This window comes from Methylogaea oryzae, assembly GCF_019669985.1.
GTDB classification, from domain to species: Bacteria; Pseudomonadota; Gammaproteobacteria; order Methylococcales; family Methylococcaceae; genus Methylogaea; species Methylogaea oryzae.
Genome location: NZ_AP019782.1, coordinates 3,193,499 through 3,215,040 on the forward strand (window position 1 = coordinate 3,193,499; position 21,542 = coordinate 3,215,040).

At 62.0% G+C, this 21,542-nt stretch carries 20 protein-coding genes, 1 tRNA gene and 1 riboswitch; of the genes, 15 read left to right on the forward strand and 6 right to left on the reverse strand.

Going from position 1 to position 21,542, the window contains the following annotated elements; genetic code table 11:
- Nucleotides 1-106: 106 nt before the first annotated feature.
- The 3 genes from K5607_RS14095 to argH form a co-directional block, all read right to left on the reverse strand.
- Nucleotides 107-2,938: a class I adenylate cyclase gene (locus tag K5607_RS14095; protein ID WP_054772661.1), complete on the reverse strand. Its 2,832-nt coding sequence runs from the start codon at nt 2,936-2,938 to the stop codon at nt 107-109.
- Nucleotides 2,939-3,048: 110 nt separating this feature from the next.
- Nucleotides 3,049-3,663, reverse strand: coding sequence for a histidine phosphatase family protein (locus K5607_RS14100; protein ID WP_221047388.1), 615 nt, complete (start codon nt 3,661-3,663; stop codon nt 3,049-3,051).
- 23 nt (nt 3,664-3,686) lie between these two features.
- Nucleotides 3,687-5,063 (reverse strand): argininosuccinate lyase, encoded by a 1,377-nt coding sequence (gene argH, locus K5607_RS14105; protein WP_054772660.1) that lies wholly within the window; start codon nt 5,061-5,063, stop codon nt 3,687-3,689.
- A 113-nt stretch (nt 5,064-5,176) separates the two neighbouring features.
- Here argH and K5607_RS14110 point away from each other — a divergent pair, with 113 nt between their 5' ends.
- From K5607_RS14110 to bioA, 8 genes are all read left to right on the forward strand, one after another.
- A complete protein-coding gene (locus K5607_RS14110; protein WP_221047389.1) occupies nt 5,177-6,256 on the forward strand; it encodes a sensor histidine kinase in 1,080 nt (359 codons plus the stop codon).
- Nucleotides 6,257-6,277: 21 nt separating this feature from the next.
- Nucleotides 6,278-7,039, forward strand: coding sequence for a LytR/AlgR family response regulator transcription factor (locus K5607_RS14115; protein WP_054772656.1), 762 nt, complete (start codon nt 6,278-6,280; stop codon nt 7,037-7,039).
- Complete coding sequence (locus K5607_RS14120) at nt 7,036-7,224, forward strand: hypothetical protein (RefSeq protein ID WP_054772655.1); 189 nt, start codon at nt 7,036-7,038, stop codon at nt 7,222-7,224. The genes K5607_RS14115 and K5607_RS14120 overlap by 4 nt, the downstream gene beginning before the upstream one ends.
- Nucleotides 7,225-7,328: 104 nt before the next feature.
- Nucleotides 7,329-8,489, forward strand: coding sequence for a methionine adenosyltransferase (gene metK / locus K5607_RS14125; protein ID WP_221047390.1), 1,161 nt, complete (start codon nt 7,329-7,331; stop codon nt 8,487-8,489).
- Between the two features lie 129 nt (nt 8,490-8,618).
- Nucleotides 8,619-8,703: riboswitch (S-adenosyl-L-homocysteine riboswitch) on the forward strand.
- 18 nt (nt 8,704-8,721) lie between these two features.
- The gene (gene ahcY, locus K5607_RS14130) at nt 8,722-10,113 is read left to right on the forward strand and encodes an adenosylhomocysteinase (RefSeq protein WP_221047391.1); all 1,392 of its coding nucleotides are present in this window, start codon (nt 8,722-8,724) and stop codon (nt 10,111-10,113) included.
- Between the two features lie 212 nt (nt 10,114-10,325).
- The gene (locus K5607_RS14135; protein WP_221047392.1) at nt 10,326-11,093 is read left to right on the forward strand and encodes a hypothetical protein; all 768 of its coding nucleotides are present in this window, start codon (nt 10,326-10,328) and stop codon (nt 11,091-11,093) included.
- Between the two features lie 117 nt (nt 11,094-11,210).
- Nucleotides 11,211-12,053, forward strand: coding sequence for a methylenetetrahydrofolate reductase [NAD(P)H] (gene metF / locus K5607_RS14140; RefSeq protein ID WP_246598868.1), 843 nt, complete (start codon nt 11,211-11,213; stop codon nt 12,051-12,053).
- A 4-nt stretch (nt 12,054-12,057) separates the two neighbouring features.
- Complete coding sequence (gene bioA / locus K5607_RS14145; RefSeq protein ID WP_221047394.1) at nt 12,058-13,503, forward strand: adenosylmethionine--8-amino-7-oxononanoate transaminase; 1,446 nt, start codon at nt 12,058-12,060, stop codon at nt 13,501-13,503.
- 60 nt (nt 13,504-13,563) lie between these two features.
- Here bioA and K5607_RS14150 read toward each other — a convergent pair whose 3' ends face one another.
- The 3 genes from K5607_RS14150 to K5607_RS14160 all read right to left on the reverse strand — a co-directional run bounded on the left by K5607_RS14150 (nt 13,564) and on the right by K5607_RS14160 (nt 17,645).
- A complete protein-coding gene (locus K5607_RS14150; RefSeq protein WP_221047395.1) occupies nt 13,564-14,718 on the reverse strand; it encodes a DUF2156 domain-containing protein in 1,155 nt (384 codons plus the stop codon).
- Between the two features lie 312 nt (nt 14,719-15,030).
- Nucleotides 15,031-15,921 (reverse strand): glycerophosphodiester phosphodiesterase family protein, encoded by an 891-nt coding sequence (locus K5607_RS14155; protein ID WP_054772653.1) that lies wholly within the window; start codon nt 15,919-15,921, stop codon nt 15,031-15,033.
- Between the two features lie 725 nt (nt 15,922-16,646).
- The gene (locus K5607_RS14160) at nt 16,647-17,645 is read right to left on the reverse strand and encodes a zinc-binding alcohol dehydrogenase family protein (RefSeq protein ID WP_054772652.1); all 999 of its coding nucleotides are present in this window, start codon (nt 17,643-17,645) and stop codon (nt 16,647-16,649) included.
- Nucleotides 17,646-17,756: 111 nt separating this feature from the next.
- On the opposite strand from K5607_RS14160, the gene K5607_RS14165 reads away from it, so the two are divergent.
- The 7 genes from K5607_RS14165 (at nt 17,757) to K5607_RS14195 (ending at nt 21,329) form a co-directional block, all read left to right on the forward strand.
- A complete protein-coding gene (locus K5607_RS14165) occupies nt 17,757-18,134 on the forward strand; it encodes an exosortase system-associated protein, TIGR04073 family (RefSeq protein ID WP_221047396.1) in 378 nt (125 codons plus the stop codon).
- Nucleotides 18,135-18,234: 100 nt separating this feature from the next.
- Nucleotides 18,235-18,310: transfer RNA gene (locus tag K5607_RS14170), tRNA-Glu, on the forward strand.
- 85 nt (nt 18,311-18,395) lie between these two features.
- Nucleotides 18,396-19,346 carry a cation diffusion facilitator family transporter gene (locus K5607_RS14175; protein WP_221047397.1) on the forward strand — a complete coding sequence of 317 codons (951 nt, stop codon included), beginning with the start codon at nt 18,396-18,398 and terminating at the stop codon, nt 19,344-19,346.
- A 148-nt stretch (nt 19,347-19,494) separates the two neighbouring features.
- Nucleotides 19,495-20,214 carry a phosphate signaling complex protein PhoU gene (gene phoU / locus K5607_RS14180; protein WP_054772650.1) on the forward strand — a complete coding sequence of 240 codons (720 nt, stop codon included), beginning with the start codon at nt 19,495-19,497 and terminating at the stop codon, nt 20,212-20,214.
- 403 nt (nt 20,215-20,617) lie between these two features.
- Nucleotides 20,618-20,848, forward strand: a complete 231-nt coding sequence (locus tag K5607_RS14185) for a hypothetical protein (protein WP_156302259.1) — start codon at nt 20,618-20,620, stop codon at nt 20,846-20,848.
- A 39-nt stretch (nt 20,849-20,887) separates the two neighbouring features.
- Nucleotides 20,888-21,172: a DUF2934 domain-containing protein gene (locus K5607_RS14190; protein ID WP_221047398.1), complete on the forward strand. Its 285-nt coding sequence runs from the start codon at nt 20,888-20,890 to the stop codon at nt 21,170-21,172.
- A 1-nt stretch (nt 21,173) separates the two neighbouring features.
- Nucleotides 21,174-21,329: a hypothetical protein gene (locus K5607_RS14195; protein WP_156302258.1), complete on the forward strand. Its 156-nt coding sequence runs from the start codon at nt 21,174-21,176 to the stop codon at nt 21,327-21,329.
- Nucleotides 21,330-21,542: the final 213 nt, after the last annotated feature.

Sequence of the window (21,542 nt, forward strand, 5' to 3'; positions counted from 1 at the left end):
TGTCGAGCGCCGCGACAATTTCACGGCGCTGTCCGTGAAGCTGTCGGCATTTTCTTGAAAAACTTGAACGAAATGGGCGTAGGCCTGCGGAAGCAGGCCGCGCCGACTAAGTGACCGGCTCGCCGCCCGTGCTAAGCATCGCCTCGATCTTGTCTTTGTATTTGAGGAAATAAATGGTTTGCAGCTGGGATTGGCTATCGATGCCCATGGCGGACACCGGCACGTCCATGTCGGTGACATAGATGGGATAGCGCTCCCCGCTCTGGCGCCGCTGATACACATATTCCGCGGCCCGTTTGAACAGTTCGCGGCCGTCCTCCATGGTGGAAAACTCGCGCTCGTCGGTGTAGATCGTGTAGGCGACGCGACCCGGCGCCATTTCCTGGCCGATGACGCGGATGTCGATTTTGGAAGAAATGCCGCGCGCGACGAAGGAGATTTTTTCTATGACATATTCGTTGCCGCTGCCTTTGGCCACCCAGTGATACTCCACGGCGGAGCCGCCGGCCAACGCATAGCGTTGCTGCACCGCCTCCAGAAACGTGGCGTAGGGATTCAGCACTTGCTGCACCTGAGAGCTGGCATGGCGGCGGAAATACAGGGAGCCGCGCTCGTCGAGTATAAACATGTCGACGTTTTGCTTATCCGACATGGCAAACACCTGCACCACCCCTTCGCGATTAAGGGCGCAAATGTCCGGCAGCGGCAAACCGTCCAGCGCGATGGGATCGAACCGCACCGGACTGAACTCCGGGATGGGCAGCGACATCACCTGCAACAGCCGCTCCACGCTGGCCGCCTTGTCGTAGCGCAAGACGCCTTCGCGCCGGCTGAAAATATAGAAGCTCCGCTCCCCCCGCACCACATAGCGGGGCTGGCGCTCCGCGGCCGTGCAGAACACCCGCCCCAAATCGTCGTACAGCTGCTGCACCCGGCGGGCGATGGCGTCGCCCCGGGTAGGAATCAGGCAATGGCTTTGGAACCCCGGCTTGGCCTGCCCCTCGCCGGCTTGGTTGTATATATCGCACAAACACTCGAACAACCCCTCCAGCCCTTCGTAGCGATGCGTCATCACCTCGCGCCACGACGTGAGGCTGATCTGTTCGGTACTGATCACCAGGCTGGATTGATTCATGCCATAGCAAAACGGATCGTTGCGCCCGGTATATGCCGGCTGGGTGGCGATGCGCGTGACGGCCGACTCCTCGCCCACGTTGATCAATAGGCAAACGTTCTGGATTTTCGAGGGGCTCAGGTACACATCCAGAGAATCCCCCTCATGGACATTGTGCGCCAGGAATTTGTCCAGCAGCTTCATGACGCGGCTCAGTTCCTGAGACGGCAGGATGCTGTGAATGGTCTCGATGGTGAAATGGGTTTGCGCGTTGTAGATGCCGTTGGCGACCATCCACACCAGGATTTCCAGCAGGCTGCTGGCCTTTTTGACCGGATCGCGGCGCCGCGCGTCCGCCGGCCGAATGCGCCCGATATAAAGACACCAACCGTAGGTTTCGTCCGCCATGCGGACCTGGCAAAGAGAGAACTCCTGCTCCTCGACGCCTTTTTCCTGGTCCACGGCGAAAATATCCACCTTGCCCGGCTTTTTTTCCAGCGCCGCGAACAGCATGCGGCCGATCAGCACCACCTCCTGGTCCTCATAGGAGGTGGTCTGCACGTGCTCGCCGGAAAACTGGCGAATGGACTGGTAACAACCGCGCAAGCCGCGCACGATTTCCTTGCGTTCCTCGATCATGCTGAGCAGCATGCGGCGCCGGCGGCTGTCCAGGATATGCAGCTGCCGATTGCCCCACCCCCACTCCTGGATCAATCCCAACAAGGTGCTGCGGCGCTGCTGGTTGGACCGGCCGGTGCTGTCTTGGCTGAGCGCCTCGTTGGCCTTGAGGTAGAAGCTTTGCCGCGCCAACTCCAAGCGCTCGTGCTCCCCCTTGGCGTCGAGGTATTGCTCCACTTTGCGGTACATGAGGATGTACGGGTCCAAGCTGTTGGCATCCACCAAGCCGCCGTATACGGCGCGCTTCAGTTGGGTGCTGACCCATTCCACCGCGGGATACTCGCTGGCGTAGCTTTCCATGAGGAGCAGCTTGAGCAGCGACTTGTGCGGCGAGGCGATGGCCTTGTACAAATGCCAGAGGGAAGCGGCCAAAAATTCGTCGGCGGGCATGGACTCCAACCCGCCGAAATCGAGGTATTCCGATTCGGCCACCAAACCGCTGCCTTTGAGCATATCGGTATAAAGGCCATAACTATGCTCATGCTCCGGCGGCACCAGCCACCAAATGGGAATGCGGCCGGCGATAAAGAACGCGCTACGGTAAAACTCCTCCAGCAAGAGGTGATGCTGGATGCTGCCGGTGCTTTCCTTGGAAATGGGACAGCCGACGCCGCTGCGGAATTGATCCACGTCCATGAAAAAGAAATGGACCTCCAGATCCAGGGTGGCGGCCCACAATTCCACCGCCTTGGCCTTTTCTCCCAGCGCCTCCAATTCATCGGCCTCGAGGAATGGGGCGTGGCACAGCCAAATATCCAGGTCCGACGACTTGGAATAAGCGACTGTGCCGACGCTGCCCATAATGTACAAGCCGTAAATGGGGAAACGGCGAACCGCCGGACTACGGATGCTGATGTTGCGCGCCAGCCGGGAAACGGCCTTGCGAGTATCCTCCGTTGCTGCGTAGCCGCTGATGCCGCAGGGGGTGCTGGCGGTCACGTACCCCGGCAGCTGCGGATAATTGCAATGGAACAACAGCGGCAGCAGGTGCAGGAAATCGCCCTGACGCGCCGTCAAGGTATCCATCATGCGCTGCATGCGCTGGCCATTGAGCGCGCGGAAACGCGCAATCGCCGTGTCCAGCTCCCGACGGCTGGGAGTCGTGATGGTTTGCGTTCCGCTCGGTTTTTCCGCTTGGCTGCTCATCGATGCACTGTTAATGACTATCCGCAGTTCCACATTGGCCTTTGAGGCCCCTACTCCGCACGAACGAAATTAACGGGAACGCCCGAAGCGCGGTTCCCGAAAACTAAAAACTATAAGACGCCACCATGGAACAGCAACTGGTAAAACGGCGGCCCGTCGCTGGCTCGATCACACTGTATGCGGGTCACGGCGGCATTGTCCACCTTGATGCGGAACAAACTCGCCAAGGGTAAATCCAGGGCCAACGCGACGCACACCCGCATCACGCCGGCATGGCCCACCACCAGCACGTGCCGACCGGCGTAATCCCGGCACAAATCCTCCCAGCCCTCGGCAACGCGACGGCGAAACCGCTCGAGCGGCTCCGCGCCGGGCGGCGGATTGGCCACCGGATCGGCGTAAAAGCGCATGAGAGCACCGGGCTGCTCCCGCTCCACCGCGTCGGCCGTCAGGCCTTCCCAGCTGCCGAAACCGATTTCCTTCAGGCGATCGTCCAGCTGCAAAGGCAGGCCGTGACGGCGGCTCAGCTCCTCGGCGAACGCGCGGCAACGGCTCAAAGGGGAGCTGACGACCGCCTGCCAGGGACAACGATCGCCCACCGCCTCGCGCATCTGCGCCCAACCTTTCTCGCTGAGGGGATCGTCACGATGACCGCGATAACAGCGCCCTCCCACCGGCTCCCCATGGCGAATCAAGTCCACCAGGGTCGTGATGTTAGCGGACATAGCTTCAGGCTTGCTTATCCCAATTACCCGCGCGCTCGGGCGATGGCCGCCCTCACCTGGTTGGGGGCGGTGCCGCCGAGAATATCGCGCGCCGCCACCGAGCCTTCCAGGGTCAGCACGCCGTACACATCCTCACCGATGGAAGGGGAAATCGCCTGCAATTCCGCCAGGGAAATCTCCGCCAGGTCGCGGCTGCTTTCCACCCCCAGGCGCACCGCCTTGCCGACGATTTCATGGGCGTCGCGGAAGGCCACGCCCTTGCGCACCAGGTAGTCGGCCAGGTCGGTGGCGGTGGCGAAACCCTGCTTTGCGGCCTCGTACATGCGCTCCCGCTTGGGCTGCACGTGGGGCATCATGTCGGCGAAAGCGCGCAGACAGTTCTTGATGGTGTCCACCGTGTCGAACAAGGGCTCCTTGTCCTCCTGGTTGTCCTTGTTGTAGGCCAAGGGCTGGCTCTTCATCAGCACGATCAACGACATCAGATGACCCACCACCCGGCCGGTCTTGCCGCGCACCAGTTCCGGCACGTCCGGGTTCTTTTTCTGCGGCATGATGGACGAGCCGGTGCAGAAGCGGTCAGGCAGGTCGATGAAGGCGAATTGCGCCGAGGTCCACAGCACCAGCTCTTCGGAAAAGCGCGACAAATGCACGGCGATGAGGCTGGCGGCGGCGGTGAATTCGATGGCGAAATCCCGGTCGCTGACCGCGTCCAGGGAGTTGTAGCTGGGTCGCTCGAAGCCCAACAGCTCCGCCGTGTAGTCGCGGTCCAGGGGATAGGGCGTGCCGGCCAGGGCCGCGGCGCCCAAGGGCATGACGTTGACCCGCTTGCGGCAGTCCAGCAGCCGTTCCCGATCGCGGCAAAGCATCTCGAACCAGGCCATCATGTGGTGGCCGAAAGTCACCGGCTGGGCCACCTGCAGATGGGTGAAGCCGGGCATGATAGTGTCGGCTTCCCGTTCGGCCAGGTCCAGCAGCGCCTGGCGCAAGCGATCCAGCTCGGCGACGATGGCGTCGATCTCGGCGCGCAGGTACAAACGCACGTCGGTGGCCACTTGGTCGTTGCGCGAGCGGCCGGTGTGCAGCTTTTTGCCGGCGATGCCGATGCGGTCGGTAAGGCGCGCCTCGATGTTCATGTGCACGTCTTCCAGTTCCACCGACCAGAAGAAGTCACCGCGCTCGATCTCCACCGCGATGGCCTCCAGGCCGTCGACGATGGACTTGCACTCCGCCTCGGTCAGCACGCCGACCTTGTGCAGCATGCGAGCGTGGGCCAGGGAACCCTGGATGTCGTAAGGAGCTAAACGCTGATCGAAATCCACCGAGGCGGTGAAAGCTTCCACGAATGCGTCGGTGGCCTGGGTGAAACGGCCGGCCCAAGGTTTGGCGGTGTCGCTGGACATAATGGCTTTGATTAATTCAATATCGGACGTTAATTATAATCGACCTTACAGCGCGCGGCGCGTCCCAAGCCGCCGCCGGCCCGGTTATTTGCCCGCCCACGACACGAGAGACCATGCCGCTTAACGCCGCTAAGCCATTGGAGCAGTCTCCGCCCGCCGGCTTCCTGCCGGACTTCCGGCGATTCGAGGCGCTGTTCCCGCTGCTGCTGCTCACCGAGCTGGCGGCGCTAGTGCTGTCGCTGTCCGCGGAGCCGACGAACTTCTGGATCGACCTGGGCGGCCGGTCGCTGTTCATGCAGTGGATCGCCCTGGGCAGCGCCATCCTGCTGACCCTGCTGCACCGCCCCCTGGCTCGCTTGCCGGACCACTGGAGCGGTCCGCTCGCCTTCCTGCTGGTGCAGGCGGTAGCCCTGCTGACCAACTGGCTGGTCTACCTCGGCTTGCCGGCGATGGGCTGGTTCTTCGTGCTGGTGCCGGCCGACCAAATCCCCACCGTCCTGGCGCGCAATATGACGGTTAGCGGCATCATCGCCGCCGTGCTGCTGCGTCACATGACCATCCACGCCCGCTGGCGCAGCCAGATCAAAGCGGAAGCGGAAGCGCGGCTCGACGCCCTGCAAGCGCGCATGAGGCCGCACTTTCTATTCAACAGCCTCAACACCATCGCCAGCCTGCTGCGTAGCCGGCCGGATCAAGCCGAGGAACTGGTATTGGATCTGGCCGACCTCTTCCGCACCAGCCTGCGACGAGACCAGCGCTGGACCACCCTGGCCGATGAAACCGCCCTGGCCCGACGCTACCTCAACATCGAACAGCAGCGGCTGGGCGACCGCCTGCGGGTGGAATGGCGCTTGGATGCGCTGCCTGAAGACGCCCTGCTGCCGCCCCTTAGCCTGCAACCGCTGGTGGAAAACGCCGTGTACCACGGCATAGAGCCCTTGCCGCAAGGCGGCTGCCTGGAAATAGCCGGCACTCGACGGGGACGGCGCGGCGCGCTACTGTGCCTGACGGTCAGCAACCCCATCGGCCCGGACAAACAGCGGCGCGACGGCAGCCACCAAGCCCTGGACAACCTTCGGGCGCGCTGGAGCGCCTGCTTCCCCCGTGAGGGGAGCTTGGAACTGGAACAGAGCGGCGGCGTATTCCACGCGTCCCTGGCTTTCCCGTATTTGAGCCGGGCCGATGACGAATAACCATGGGAGGCCACGCTACCGATGAGAATCCTCATTGTCGACGACGAAGCCCCTGCGCGGCGAAGGCTTCAGGACTTGCTGGCGGAAACCGCGCCGGAAGCCGCCGTCGTCGGCGAAGCCGCGGACGGGGCCTCCGCCCTGTTGGCCTGGGCCGAAACCCGCCCCGACCTGGTCCTGCTGGACATCCGCATGCCGTTGATGGACGGCCTGGAGACGGCGCGGGAGCTGGCGCGCATGGACGAACCGCCGGCGGTGGTGTTCGTTACCGCCTACGACGAGCACGCGCTGGCGGCGTTCGACTTGAACGCGGTGGACTATCTGCTCAAACCGGTGCGCAAAGAACGACTCGCCCTGGCGCTGGGCAAGGCGCGGCGTTTCGGCGCCGAACGCTGGGAACAACTGCAACGCGACCTTCCCGCCGCCCCCCGCAGCCACATCTGCGTGCGGCAACAGGGCAATCTACGCCTGATTCCCTTGGAGGAAATACGCTGTTTCAGCGCCGACATGAAATACACCACGCTGTACACCGCCAAGGAAGAAGCGCTGATCGACGACTCCCTCAAAAGCCTGGAAGAAGAATTCCCCGACCGTTTCCTGCGCGTGCATCGCAACGCCCTGGTAGCTTTGGCGCACATCGTAGCCTTGGAAAAAAGCCCGGCGGGCACGCTGCGCGTGCGTCTGGCGGGACTGGCCGAACCAGTGGAGGTCAGCCGGCGCCATGCCAGCGCGGCGCGCCAGCGTCTGCGCCGTTTGGAACACGAAAGAGGCGCGCGAACCCCATGATGCGGTTCGAACTTCTAGTCGCGCTGTTTTTTATCTCCCTCGTCGATGCGGTGGTGCCGCTGCCCATATTCGGCTTCATCGCTTTATACATCGTGCTAAAACGCCCGCCGTGGTTCCTGCGGCTCGTGCTGAAGATATACCGCCGCGGCCCCCAGGGCAGGAAGCTGGCGAAAAAAGACCATTGATATATAATTGCGCGGTTTTCAATCGTTTTCCCAGGGCGCTCGCCCGCATCGACGACGATTCCCGAAATTCCAAATTTACCGCACTAGTAAAAGGGTTCCCAACAGTGAGCAGAAATTACATCTTCACTTCCGAATCGGTGTCAGAAGGCCATCCGGACAAAATGGCCGACCAGATTTCCGACGCTGTGTTGGACGCGCTGCTGGCGCAGGACCCCAAGTCCCGCGTGGCCTGCGAAACCCTGGTGAAAACCGGCATGGTGGTATTGGCGGGTGAAATCACCACCAACGCCTGGGTGGACATGGAAGCGCTGGTGCGCGGCGTGGTGAAGGATATCGGCTACGACGACCCGGCCATCGGTTTCGACTCGGAAACCTGCGCCGTCATGGTCGCCCTGGGCAAGCAGTCCGCCGACATCGCCATGGGCGTGGACGAATCGGCCAGCCACGAACAAGGCGCCGGCGACCAAGGCCTGATGTTCGGCTACGCCACCAACGAAACCGACGTGCTGATGCCGGCTCCCATCACCTACGCCCACCGCTTGGTGGAACGCCAGGCCGAAGTGCGCAAGAGCAAAATGCTGTCCTGGCTGCGCCCGGACGCCAAGAGCCAGGTGACCCTGCGCTACGAGAACGACAAGCCGGTGGCGGTGGACGCCGTGGTGCTGTCCACCCAGCACTCGCCGGACGTGCCCTACAAGACCCTGCAGGAAGCGGTGATGGACGAAATCATCCTGCACGTGCTGCCGAAGGAATGGATCCACAAGGACACCAAATTCCACATCAACCCCACCGGCCAGTTCGTCATCGGCGGCCCGGTCGGCGACTGCGGCTTGACCGGCCGTAAGATCATCGTCGACACCTACGGCGGCATGGGCCGTCACGGCGGCGGCGCTTTCAGCGGCAAGGATCCGTCCAAAGTAGACCGTTCCGCCGCCTACGCCGGCCGCTACGTGGCGAAGAACATCGTCGCCGCCGGCCTGGCCGACCGTTGCGAAATCCAGATTTCCTACGCCATCGGCGTGGCCGAACCCACCTCCATCGAAGTGGACACCTTCGGCACCGGCCGCATCGCCGAGGAACGCATCGTGCAACTGGTGCGCGAGCACTTCGACCTGCGCCCGAAAGGCCTGATCGCCGCCCTGGACCTGCTGCGCCCCATCTATCGTCCGACTGCCTCCTACGGCCACTTCGGCCGCGTCGGCGACAACTTCACCTGGGAACGCACCGATAAAGCGGCCGCCCTGCGCGCCGCGGCTGGGCTGTAAGCTGACAAGTCCGGCAATCCGCCGTTCCACTGGCAGTGGAAAGCGCTCCAACGCGCTTTCCGCTTTCGGCCGCACAGAAAAACCGTGCCGACCGCTCAAGAAAACCATGCCTAGCTAAATTCACGCCGTGCCGCCGAGGGGCGCTGCAACCCCGAAAACTACGGGGCCAGGCTCGGTGGCAAGCGTTTCATCAACGCAACGGCGCCCGTTCATTCTCTTGGAGACCACTCGAATGAACGACTACAAAGTCGCAGACATGTCCCTGGCCGATTGGGGCCGCAAGGAAATCCGCATCGCCGAAACGGAGATGCCGGGCCTGATGGCCACCCGCGAGGAGTACAAAGCCAGCCAGCCGCTGAAAGGCGCTCGCATTTCCGGCTCCTTGCACATGACCATCCAGACCGCCGTGCTGATCGAAACCCTGGTGGCGCTGGGCGCCGAGGTACGCTGGGCTTCCTGCAACATCTTCTCCACCCAGGACCACGCCGCCGCCGCCATCGCCGCCGCCGGCATCCCGGTGTTCGCCTACAAGGGCGAAACCCTGGAAGAGTACTGGGAATATACCCACCGCATCCTGGAATGGCCGGGCGACGCCGGCCCCAACATGATCCTGGACGACGGCGGCGACGCCACCGTGCTGGTGACCCTGGGTTCCCGCGCGGAAAAAGACCCGTCCCTGCTGGACAACCCTACCTGCGAAGAAGAGGAAGTATTGTTCGCTTCCATCAAGAAGACCCTGGCCGCCAAGCCGGGCTGGTATTCGAAAATGCAGGCGGGCATCAAGGGCGTCACCGAGGAAACCACCACGGGCGTGCACCGCTTGTACACCATGCAGGCCGAAGGCCGCTTGCCGTTCCCGGCCATCAACGTCAACGACTCGGTTACCAAGTCCAAGTTCGACAACCTGTACGGCTGCCGTGAGTCCTTGGTGGACGGCATCAAGCGCGCCACCGACGTGATGATCGCCGGCAAGATCGCCGTGGTGTTGGGCTACGGCGATGTGGGCAAGGGCTGCGCCCAGTCCCTGCGCGGCCTCGGCGCCACCGTGTGGGTCACCGAAATCGACCCGATCTGCGCCCTGCAGGCGGCGATGGAAGGCTACCGCGTGGTGACCATGGACGACGCCTGCGACCAGGCCGACATCTTCGTCACCGCCACCGGCAACGTGGGCGTCATCACCCACGACCACATGGTGAAGATGAAAGACCAGTCCATCGTCTGCAACATCGGCCACTTCGACTCGGAAATCGAAGTCGCCGCCATGAAGCAGTACACCTGGGAAAACATCAAGCCGCAGGTGGACCACATCATCCTGCCCAACGGCCGCCGCATCATCCTGCTGGCGGAAGGCCGCTTGGTGAACCTGGGCTGCGCCACCGGCCACCCGTCCTTCGTGATGTCCAACAGCTTCACCAACCAGACTCTGGCGCAGATCGAGCTGTTCTGCCACGGCGACAAGTACAAGAACGAAGTGTACGTGTTGCCCAAGCACCTGGACGAAAAAGTGGCCCGTTTGCACCTGGGCAAAATCGGCGCGAACCTGACTGTGCTGTCCGACGAACAGGCCGCCTACATCGGCGTGCCCAAGAACGGCCCCTACAAGCCGAACCACTACCGCTATTGATCCGCGGTTAGAGCCGGAAAGAGAAAGGGGCCGCAAGGCCCCTTTTTCATGGGCGCGGCAGATGTGGCGCGGATGGGACGCAATGCAATCCGGGTAGGCAATACCCCACGCCGAATTCCGCTTTGCTCCATCCGGGCTACGGCGGTGCCGTTTTCGCGCTACAGTAGGCGCAAGAATTCCCCCTCCTCGAAGGACCGCATCGGAAAAGGACCATGTTCAAAAAAATCCGCGTCACGATTTTATTGTTGATCCTGGTAGTGGTCGCCACCGAACGCTGGCGCGCCTATCACCGCACCGATTGGACCATGGGGCTGGACGTAGCCGTCTATCCCATCAACGGCGACAACAGCCAGGAGGCCGCGGCCTATATCCAGACCCTGCAAGACGCGGACTTCGACGACATCGAGGAGTTTTTCCAAGAAGAAGCCAAGCGCTACGGCAAGGGCATGTTCCGCCCCATCACCCTGTTCCTCGGCCCGACCGTGAGCGAACTGCCGCCCGCGCCGCCCGGCCAGGGCCGCAGCAAGCTGGATATCATGCTGTGGAGCCTCAAGTTCCGCTGGTGGGCCTGGCGGCACGGCGATGCGCCGGGCCTCAAGCCCCACGTCAAGCTGTTCCTGGTTTACGTGGACCCGACCCAACGGGAAGTGGTGGAAAACTCCTTCGCCCTGCGCGAATCCATGGCTGGCACCGCCAACCTGTACGGTATCCGCAAGCAGCACAAGCAAAACGCCGTCATCATCGCCCACGAACTGCTGCACACCCTGGGCGCCACGGACAAATACGACCCCGTCGGCAACTATCCCCGCTATCCGGAAGGGTTCGCCGAGCCCGACGCCAACCCGCGCCTGCCGCAGCAATGGGCCGAACTGATGGCGGGCCGCACCCCGGTCAGCGCCGACCATGCCACCATCCCCGCCTCCCTGCAGAAAGTGCTAATCGGCGCCAAAACCGCCGAGGAAATCGGCTGGCTCAAGTGATTGGGATGGCGGGGCGAAAATCGCCAGGATGGCAATTTTTAGCCGTCCCCATAAAATAACCGCCTTACGCCATGCCGCCCTCCGGGCATCGGCCCACCCGCCCCAAGGACATTGCCCGTGAACCACAAGTTCAGTTTCGAATTTTTCCCCCCGCGCGACGACGAAGCGGCGGCCAGACTGCGCCAGACTTACCAGCGCCTCGCCGCCCTCAAGCCGGAATTTTTCTCGGTCACGTTCGGCGCGGGCGGCTCCACCCAGGAAAAAACCGTCGAAACGGTGTGCGACATACTCCAACACACCGGCATCGAAGCCGCGCCGCACCTGTCCTGCATCGGCTCGCGCCGGGACGGCATCCGCGCCATCCTGGACGATTACCGGCAAAAAGGCGTGAAACGCATCGTCGCCCTGCGCGGCGACCTGCCCTCCGGCATGCTGGCCACCGGCGAGTTCCGCTATGCCAACGAACTGGTGGAATTCATCCGGCGGGAAACCGGCGACCATTTCCACATCGAAGTCGCGGCTTATCCCGAAGTGCATCCGCAAGCGGCCAACGCCGAAACGGACCTCCTCAATTTCAAGCGCAAGGTGGACGCCGGCGCCGACGAAGCCCTGACCCAATACTTCTACAACGCCGACGCCTATTTCAACTTCGTCGAGCGGGCGCACAAGGCGGGCGTCGACATTCCCATCATGCCGGGCATCATGCCCATCACCAACTACTCGCAGCTGGCGCGCTTCTCCGAAGCCTGTGGCGCGGAAATCCCCCGCTGGGTGCGCAAGCAACTGGAATGCTACGGCGACGACCGCGACGCCATCCGCGCCTTCGGCCTGGAAGTGGTGAGCGACCTGTGCCGGCGCCTGTTGGAAGGCGGCGTGCCGGGCCTGCACTTCTACACCATGAACCAGGCGGACACCATGCTGGCCCTCTGGAAAAACCTGGGACTGCCCGCCCCGCAGTAAGGCCATGGACAACCGGCGGTGGATGGAGCGGGATGTGCGGGTGCTGTGGCACCCCTGCACCCAGATGAAAGACCACGAACAACTGCCGCTGATTCCCATCCGCCGCGGCCGGGGCGCCTGGCTGGAAGACTTCGACGGCAAGCGCTACCTGGACGCCGTCAGCTCCTGGTGGGTCAACCTGTTCGGCCACAGCCACCCCGACATCAACGCCGCCCTCAAAGACCAGGTAGACAACCTGGAGCACGTCATATTTGGCGGCTTCAGCCACCAGCCCGGCATCGAACTGGCCGAGCGCCTCACCCGACTCGCCCCCAGCGGCCTGACCCGCTGCTTCTACGCCGACAACGGCTCCGCCGCCGTGGAAGTGGCGCTGAAAATGAGCTTCCACTACTGGCGCAACACGGGTAAGCCGCAGAAGACGCGCTACATCACGTTGAGCAACAGCTACCACGGCGAAACCCTCGGCGCCCTGGCGGTGGGCGATGTGGCCCTATACAAGGAAACCTACCGGCCGCTGCTGATGGACGTCATCACCGTCCCCGGCCCGGACTGCTATCACCGAGAGGCAGGCGAAAGCTGGGAAGCCTATTCCCGCCGCGCCTTCACCCACATGGAACAAGCCCTGGAACGGCACGCCCAGGAGGTGTGCGCCGTCATTGTCGAACCCCTGGTGCAGTGCGCCGGCGCCATGCGCATGTACCACCCGGTCTATTTGACGCTCTTGCGCCAAGCCTGCAATCGCCACGGCGTGCACCTGATCGCCGACGAAATCGCCGTCGGCTTCGGCCGCACCGGCACCCTGTTCGCCTGCGAACAAGCCGGCATCGCGCCGGACTTCATGTGTTTGTCCAAGGGATTGACCGGGGGTTATTTGCCCCTGGCGGCGGTGCTGACGCGGGAGGTGATCTACCAGGCCTTCTACGACGACTACGCCACATTAAAGGCGTTCCTGCACTCCCACAGCTACACCGGCAACCCCCTCGCCTGCCGCGCGGCGCTGGCGACGCTGGATTTGTTTGAATTCCAACTCACGGACAGACCGCCGGAGCCCCCTCTCCCTCAGGGAGAGGGCAGGGTGAGGGAGTTAAAGGAAGCGTCGGCAACCATGGCGCATCCAACGTCCAACGTATTAAGCAACAACCGCCACTTGTCCCGCTGCATGGCGGAAGCCGCCGCGCCTTTGCAAGACCACCCCCACGTCGCCGAAATCCGCCAAACCGGCATGATCCTCGCCATCGAGCTGGTCAAGGACAAGGCGACCAAAGAGCCTTACCCTTGGCAGGAGCGCCGCGGCTTAACCGTCTACCGCCATGGCCTGGAACGCGGCGTGCTGCTGCGCCCCTTGGGCAACGTCGTCTACTTCATGCCGCCCTATATCGTCACTCCCGACGAAATCCGCCTTATGGCCGAAGTGGCGATGGAAGGCATCGAATCGGCAACAGCCGACTAGCCGGAACCAAGAAACAAAACCTAGGGCAAGGTACGTGACGTCCGCCGTGCAAGACGCTGTTCAAGCTTGATTGCAATTCAGCAAATACTGACGGACAACCCGGTTAGGGGCGCGCCGCCATGCCGAAATTCTTTTCCCGATGGCGTTTTTAAGACCGGCTTCTGAAATCGCGCGAGCCGCCGCAACGGCAATACGCACCGGATGAGAAAAACCCGCCGGAAACATAATAAATTCCGGCTCCATCCAGCTCGGCGCGAATTTTTCCTTAAAACACCGCACGCCCTTGAAATTGTAAACCGATTCCATATGGCCACAGGCCAGCGGGAACAGCTTTTTGGCGAATCGATAATCGCCACGGCTAACCGGCTCGCCCAGGTCCAAATAGGCGGCCAACATCGTTCCGAGCGTAGCGATCTTAGAGCCGGAGCGGGCCAGCGCGGCCATCCCCTCGACGACTAAAAGCTCCGAAGTGCCCTTCGGTGCGGCGGGATGACGAATCACGTCCTCCAGATACCAACCGCTCCGGACAGGCATAGGACTGGCCACCAGCAGCCCGACCGCTTTTCCTTCCGGAGTCCTGGCCAAAAAGTACCGCTTGCGGTCGCTGAAACGCAGGGGATCGAGGGAAAAAAGCCAGCCGAATTCTATCGACCGGCGAGTATCCAACCAGCCATTACACAGCTCCGATAATTCGGCTTTCGAAATATCGCCCCCACGCAGTTCCTCGACCGCGACGCCGGCACGAATGGATTGGTTCACCCTTTCCCGCACCTTTTTCGCCTCACTGCCTTTAGTGCTCCACGCCTGCAAATCGAAATACGGAGATGCCCCTATAGACACCGCGTCCATGTCGAGATATTCGGCGCCCTGCGCAAGCCGCATAGTCGCCGGAACAAAACTGACGATTTTACCCCGAGCATTCGCCACGTTCATGAAACGCTTGGCAACATCCTGAACATGACTTTCGGATGCTAAAGGGTCGCTAGCCAACCAGACATTCCCGACCTCCAGATAACTAATGGCGCCGCGTTGTTTCGAATCGATCCAGCCCCACGAGTTCGGCAAAATACCGATCAGTCCATGCGGGCTATACCCAAAACGGTTATGAAGCTCTAAAAAGTAATCTTGACGATACGGATCGCCAGCCGATAATTGAAAAGGTTCGGATGAATTTATATTGAGGCTTTCATTCAGGCGGGGCATTTGATTTCGCAAAATATCTCGTTGCTTCTCGATGACGACTCAGCATTCGGCGGCGGGGAGAAACGGCAGGAATGACAATGCAGTGCTTTGTGTGTGGGAGCATTAGTATTGACACCCCTTCCTTAACAAACGGTGAACGGCGCACAATTCCATTTCCGACAACGACGCAACCACGTCGGCAACCGGCGAGGCGGCAGTAATCCGGCGAACGGTAGACCACGAAGAGGCCGCGTCCCGAGCGTTGGCGGCGACCGCTGAGACAGGCGCGCAAACGCGCTATGCCCTCGAGGCATGACGTGGTAACGGCATCAATAGAAGGAATACTCAGCCGCTTTCGCAATCGTTCTGCGCGGCGTGCTGCGAGACGACTTTCTGGACTTTACAGGACGGGACGTTATTGGTGCGGGCGATGTCAATGCCGCGACGAAAAATCTCGGAGCAGCCCGACGCCATACGCTCGTTGAACCCTACATATGGCCAGGAATTAGCCGATGCCCTCAAGCCGGTTTCATGAATGGCTCGAACGTTTTTGCATGTCAATGTTTTCGGATGCAACTGCATCGCAATGATGTTGATGTCTTTCAGGCGCAACCCCTCCTCTAACAGCTGCTGGCTTCCGGCAGGATTGTATTCCACCATGATTTGCTGAGACAGCGCGTATTGGCGTTCATACTGCCGAATTGCCGCATAAAAATCCGGATAAGCCGATATATAGACCCAATTATATGCATGATGCTTCGCCACCAGTTGAAGCATGGGACCGATCGAATCAAACGTCTTCGCCTCCAGATTCACAACCGCATCCCCGTGAACCGTCGACAAAACCTCTTCCAACGTAGGGATAAACTCGCCTTTCAGTGCTTGATCGGCCATCTGACACCGGCCACGCAATTCTGACAGCGTATAATCGGATACCTTACCAGAGCAGGAATTCAGCTTGCCGAGGCTGGCGTTATGATGAATTATGGCGATACCGTCCTTAGTCAAGCGCACGTCCATTTCAAGAACGTTGGCCCCATCGTGGATCGCGCGCAGAAACTGCGGTATCGTGCCTTGTCGAAAGTTGGAAAATTCGCCGCCTCGATGAGCCGCTATCCATCGAGGAAACCGCGTCGTCACGACATGCGTATACGGGTTGTTCGCTGTATCGGCCCATAGCAAAGTAGCGGTTAGCGACAGCGCGCACAACGCAAGGATCAAAAGTCCTCTATTCATGACAATGCCATAAGCAGCCAAACACTTGACATACCGTCTTACGCAATTGACCAGCCCAAAAGGCGAACGAGTAAACCTTACCCACGAGACCGCGCCAAACGACAAAACATAAGGCGAAGGCCGTTAACCAAAGCACAACTAAATTCATAAATGACGCCGTTTCGCGACGTTCGCTCGTTTCCGACCAAGCCGCCATCGAACGCCGACGCTTTTCCAAATTCAAAAGCCGATACATCGACAGCAAAGGCATCATTCATGCCAAGACAAACCCACGCATCGAAACTCACGGCAAAGCCACGTATTCCATCGAATGACGCGGTTCATTGGGAATGACCAAAGGAAGTAAAACTGCGGGGAAAAGGGATCTATCTGCAAATCCTGGTAACGTTTTTTGCAGACCTACCGACAGCGACGGCGTCGGGGCTAAGTCGGGCGAGGGTTACCCGGCCAAACGGGCGACCGGTAGTTAACGGCAGCGTGCCAGGCGAGACCACGGCTTGAGCGGGAGGCACCAGAATGTCCTGCCCGGTCGGGCCGACGCGCCGACGACCGCCGATCTGGAAGCCAGGCCGGCGGAGATCAAGGCGGCGCGCCGCTATAGGGACTCAGTGAAACGACAAGTGGGCCGCCGCTGGAAGACGCGCCCCTATCCCGCCCGAGGGGTGGGCTTGGCAAAGGAGGGAAAACGGCGGAGCTGCCGCGCTGAGCCGCGCCGCCCGCCCCGTTTAAACCAGGCCTTTCAACACCAACTTGCCCAACGTCCGGCCGCTTTCTAGGCGGGCATGGGCCTGCGCCAAGCTGGCCGGCGTCAGCGCCCCCAGGCATTCGCGCAGGGTGGAACGGATCGCGCCGCACTCCACCAGCGCCGCCACCCGGTTGAGAATGGCGCCCTGCTGCGCCATGTCGTCGGTCTGGTACATGGCGCGGGTGAACATGAACTCCCAGACGAAAGCGGCGCTTTTGGTCTTGAAAAGGTTGATGTCCAGCGGTCCCTCGGCGGACGCCAAGCAGCACACCGCTCCCTGCGGCCGCACCGCCTCGGCCATGGCGCCCCAGTAGGCATCGACGTTGCTGCAGTTGAGGATGTAATCGACGTTTGCCACGCCGGCCGCCTTGAGATTGGCAACCAGGCCGTCGCCGTGGCCCACGCATAGGTCCGCTCCCAACTCCAGACACCACTCCCGCGATTCCGGCCGGGAAGCGGTGGCGATCACCCGAAGGCCGGCCACCCGTTTCGCCAGCTGGATGGCGATGGAGCCGACACCGCCGGCCGCGCCGATGATCAACAGGCTGCGGCCCCGATGGCCGCCGTCGGCGGCGATGCCCAAACGATCGAACAGTGACTCCCAGGCGGTAAGCGTCGTCAACGGCAACGCCGCCGCCTGCTCGAAATCCAGGGTGGCCGGCTTACGGCCGACGAGGCGCTCGTCCACCAGTTGCATAGCCGCGTTACAGCCGGGGCGCATCACATCCCCGGCGTAATACACCGCGTCCCCCGGACGGAACAAGCTGACGGCCTCCCCCACTGCCTGCACCACGCCGGCGGCGTCCCAGCCCAGCACTTGGGGCGGCTGGCCCGGCCGCAACAAACCGCGCCGTTTGGTATCGATGGGATTGACGGCGACGGCGTCCACCCGCACCAGCAAATCGCGCGGGCCCGGGTTGGGCGTTTCCAAAGTCACTGGCACAAATTGACGATCGCTATCGACGGCTATGGCTTTCATCGAGAATCTCCCGGGTATTTGCCATAGTTTAAACGGACATTCAGACGCAATTCCCCAACCGGCTTTTTGGTTATACTAGTCGCGCGTCACTAAACACCGAGGATAAGCACCATGAAAAAACTGCAATCGCTGCTGCTTGCCGGCGCCCTGTTGGCCGCCGCCGGCGCCAACGCCGCGGAACCGTCCGAAACCTACCTATCGCGCATCAGCGGCAAATTCGGCAACGGCATCATCAACATGGCCACCGGCGTCGGGGAAATCCCCAAAGGCATGTATGTGGAATCCAATACGCAAGGAGCCGCCGCCGGCATTCCCATGGGCTTTTTCAAGGGCATGTTCAACATGATGGGCCGCACCGGCATGGGAGCGGTGGAAATGCTGACGTTTTTCATCCCCACCAAGCCGATGGTGAACCCCGCGTTCATCTGGGAAAACTTCTCGCGGGACACGACGTACAACACCAATTGGGAAATGTACAACACCAAGTAATCCCGCCGGGCGCGCCCTTTCCTTGGGCGCGCCCTCGCGCCGGAGCCTCGTAAAGTTTTACGCGAGGCACCGCATTCGGTTACACTACGCGCCCTCCAACGTCCCCATCGTCTAGTGGCCTAGGACTCCGCCCTCTCACGGCGGCAACGGGGGTTCGAACCCCCCTGGGGACGCCACTTTGATTTTTCAGCGGGAAGACGGCCCGCCCCTTCCTTCTGCTTGGGCAGATCGCAGCCTGCTCGCATCAATCGACGGTAGCGGATGGTTCCACAGCAAAACACTCGCCCCGCAGCGGGGATCCCTCGCCGCTTCGCGCTGCTGTCGGTCGCAACGGCTCTGGCGACCATGGCGCTCAAGGCATGGGCGTACTGGCTGACGAACTCCATCGGTCTACTGTCCGACGCTCTGGAATCTTCCGTCAACCTGCTGGCGGCCCTGATCGCCGTTTATGCGCTGACCGTCGCGGCGAAGCCTCCCGACGAGAAGCACCACTTCGGCCACGGCAAGGCGGAATATTTCTCCAGCGCCATCGAAGGCCTTTTGGTATTGATCGCCGCGGCGCTGATCATCCTGTCGTCGCTGGATCACCTGCAGGCGCCGCATCCCTTGCAGCAACTGGACTGGGGACTGGCCGTCGCCGCGGCGGCGTCCCTGATCAACCTGCTGACCGCACGGGCGCTCAAGTCCGCGGGGCGACGCTTCCGCTCCATCGCCCTGGAAGCGGACGCGGCCCATCTCATGTCGGATGTCTGGACCTCCGTGGGCGTGGCCGCCGGCTTGGGGTTGGCGTGGCTGACGGGCGAATACATCCTGGACCCCATCATCGCCCTGCTGGTGGCGACGCACATTGTCTGGTCCGGCCTGACGCTGATTTACCGGTCCGTCCACGGATTGCTGGACGCGGCCCTGCCGGCGGAGGACAACGCCGGCATTTTGCGGGTGCTGGAGAAATATCGCCTTAGCGACGGCGTCGACTTCCATGACTTGCGCACGCGCCAATCGGGAGCCCATCGCTTCGTCAGCTTGCACCTGCTGGTGCCGGGCGATCTATCGGTCAAAGCGGCCCACGACCTGGCCGACCGTATCGAGGCGGACATCCAGGCGGCGCTGCCGGGCGCCGCTGTATCCACCCATATCGAACCGTTGGACGACCCGGCGTCATATCACCCGTCCGGCCCCATGCCGACAGAACCGACGCAGCGCCCCCGCTAAGCGCCGCCGCCGCCGGCACGGGGCCACGGCAGCGGCCAACGGCCTCTAGCCGCCATATAATAAGCCGGCATCGTCCTGCACCTTCGCCGCGAGCGCGAAGCCGTTCCGGCGATCCCGAACCCCGAGCGCAACCCAATCGGTGACTCCTATGCCCGACAACAACGACTCCCGGCACCATATCTCCAAACCGTTCGACCAGGAGCTGGAGGACATCCGCCGCCGTATCCAGGGCATGGGGGAGCTGGTGGAGGAACAGGTAAAACTAGCGATCAAAGCCCTGGAAGACAGGGACGCGCACCTGGCCAGGCGAGTGGTGGTCAATGACGCCGCCGTGAACTCGCTGGAATCGTCCATCGACGAAGAATGCACGCAGATCTTAGCGCGGAGGCAGCCGACGGCCCGCGACTTGCGTTTGGTGCTGGCGGTCATCAAAACCACCGTCGACCTGGAACGCATCGGCGACGAGGCCAAACTCATCGCGCACCGCGCCATCGACCTCTCCAACCAGCTCCCCGACCGCCGCCGGTTCGCCGAGCAGAAGCATCTCGCCGCCCACGTGGGAACGATGCTGCGCAACGCCCTGGACGCGTTCGACCGCATGGACGTGGAACAGGCGTTCCGGGTCATGGATGACTGCAAGTCGGCCAATGTCGAATCCGAGAGCGTCATGCGCCAGCAAGTCGCCGTTATCGTGGAAGATCAGCGCTCCATCCCCGCCTGCCTGGACATCATGTGGTCGACCCGCGCCATGGAACGGATCGGCGAACGTTGCTGCAATATCTGCGAGTACGTCGTTTACTACACCCTCGGCAAGGATATCCGCCACCTCGCACCGGACGACGCGAGGAACGCGATCGAAGACAGATAACTCGGCGCCGAACGCCCGCTCGGCGTGTCATCAAGCTGCAATAAATCCGCGCAAGAATACGGCGGAACCAAGAGAAACGACCTTTCCTTGGACTCGGCCCGAGCGCGGGTTAGCGGCGCGAAAACGCGTTTTTTCTCCCGACTCGCCTGCTGACGCGGGGATCGCTGCCACGGAGGCGGCTTTCGAATCGAGACACGCCGCGGCACCTCCCCGGCGACGCGCGCATCCGTTATCGACAGGCATCTTTTGCGGATTTTATGGCTTCAAACGCCGAGGGAATGCGTCCTTGTTCGTCTATAGAATCAATCCGATGGGAACGGATCAAGCCGCCGACGCGGCCTCGCCGGCACCGCGAGTCGTGATTTACTCGAACGCATTGAGCGTGGACTCGCACGGGTATTGCATGAAAATCCACGCGGCCGGCTCGCACAAAACCAAATACCTGGTGGTGGGCGAATACCGTTGCCACGAGTGCAGGCAATGCGCCAAACCGCCGTTGCTGCACGACGCCATTCAAATCGTCCAAGCCGGCGTGGAGACGGAAATAAAAAGCCATGACCTGTACGTCACGGAGGAAGCCAAGCGGTACGGACTCGACCACGGCGTCCACTTGACGAAACTGCCGGCCGACTGAGCGGCCGCGCCGTCCCCATCCATTTACCGGAGCGACCCAATGAACGAACCCAAAAGCAAACCGGCAACCCGACGCCCGGCTTCCGCCAACAAGAAAAGCGCCGGCGACGCAGTCCCGAAGACCAAAGCCGCCGCCGCTCCGAAAAGGGCCGCGGCCAAAAAACCGGCGGCGCCCGCCGGCGCACACGTGTCGCCGGAGGAACGTTACAAAATGACGGAAGTCGCGGCCTATTACATCGCCCAACGGGACGGCTTCGCCGGAGACGCCAAGGCTTATTGGGCCGAGGCCGAAAGACAAATCGACAACCTGCTGGCCAAGCCTTGACTTGAAGCGCGATAGCTGTCAGCAGCGCATCTACGCCGTCCGCCGCGTAGGCCTGGCTATCGACCGGGCGGCCCGCGCCACGTCCAAAATCGATAAACGACAAGCCGCGCGCTGGGCGACGGCCTGGGGCGTCGCCTGCGGGGTGCGCCAGTTCTAACCCTCCCCTCCACGGCCCGGATTTCGGGCCATCGCTTTCGCTGGTACAATTCGTGCGTCGCGGGGCCATCTGACGCCCAACGGCCCTGCGGCGAACAACGAATTTACCAGCCGCCGCCGCGTATTCGCGACCGCGTGTTGCGCGCCGACCGGCGCACCCGCCGCGTCTCCGGGCGCGCGCGACGCTCTCCACCCCCATTCGAACCACTGCCGA

Excerpts from the sequence above, each read along its gene's own strand:
- K5607_RS14095 (WP_054772661.1), bottom strand. The coding sequence starts at position 2,938 with ATGAGCAGCCAAGCGGAAAAACCGAGCGGAACGCAAACCATCACGACT.
- K5607_RS14100 (WP_221047388.1), bottom strand. The coding sequence starts at position 3,663 with ATGTCCGCTAACATCACGACCCTGGTGGACTTGATTCGCCATGGGGAG.
- argH (WP_054772660.1), bottom strand. The coding sequence starts at position 5,063 with ATGTCCAGCGACACCGCCAAACCTTGGGCCGGCCGTTTCACCCAGGCC.
- K5607_RS14110 (WP_221047389.1), top strand. The coding sequence starts at position 5,177 with ATGCCGCTTAACGCCGCTAAGCCATTGGAGCAGTCTCCGCCCGCCGGC.
- K5607_RS14115 (WP_054772656.1), top strand. The coding sequence starts at position 6,278 with ATGAGAATCCTCATTGTCGACGACGAAGCCCCTGCGCGGCGAAGGCTT.
- K5607_RS14120 (WP_054772655.1), top strand. The coding sequence starts at position 7,036 with ATGATGCGGTTCGAACTTCTAGTCGCGCTGTTTTTTATCTCCCTCGTC.
- ahcY (WP_221047391.1), top strand. The coding sequence starts at position 8,722 with ATGAACGACTACAAAGTCGCAGACATGTCCCTGGCCGATTGGGGCCGC.
- K5607_RS14135 (WP_221047392.1), top strand. The coding sequence starts at position 10,326 with ATGTTCAAAAAAATCCGCGTCACGATTTTATTGTTGATCCTGGTAGTG.
- bioA (WP_221047394.1), top strand. The coding sequence starts at position 12,058 with ATGGACAACCGGCGGTGGATGGAGCGGGATGTGCGGGTGCTGTGGCAC.
- K5607_RS14155 (WP_054772653.1), bottom strand. The coding sequence starts at position 15,921 with ATGAATAGAGGACTTTTGATCCTTGCGTTGTGCGCGCTGTCGCTAACC.
- K5607_RS14160 (WP_054772652.1), bottom strand. The coding sequence starts at position 17,645 with ATGAAAGCCATAGCCGTCGATAGCGATCGTCAATTTGTGCCAGTGACT.
- K5607_RS14165 (WP_221047396.1), top strand. The coding sequence starts at position 17,757 with ATGAAAAAACTGCAATCGCTGCTGCTTGCCGGCGCCCTGTTGGCCGCC.
- K5607_RS14175 (WP_221047397.1), top strand. The coding sequence starts at position 18,396 with ATGGTTCCACAGCAAAACACTCGCCCCGCAGCGGGGATCCCTCGCCGC.
- phoU (WP_054772650.1), top strand. The coding sequence starts at position 19,495 with ATGCCCGACAACAACGACTCCCGGCACCATATCTCCAAACCGTTCGAC.
- K5607_RS14185 (WP_156302259.1), top strand. The coding sequence starts at position 20,618 with ATGAAAATCCACGCGGCCGGCTCGCACAAAACCAAATACCTGGTGGTG.
- K5607_RS14190 (WP_221047398.1), top strand. The coding sequence starts at position 20,888 with ATGAACGAACCCAAAAGCAAACCGGCAACCCGACGCCCGGCTTCCGCC.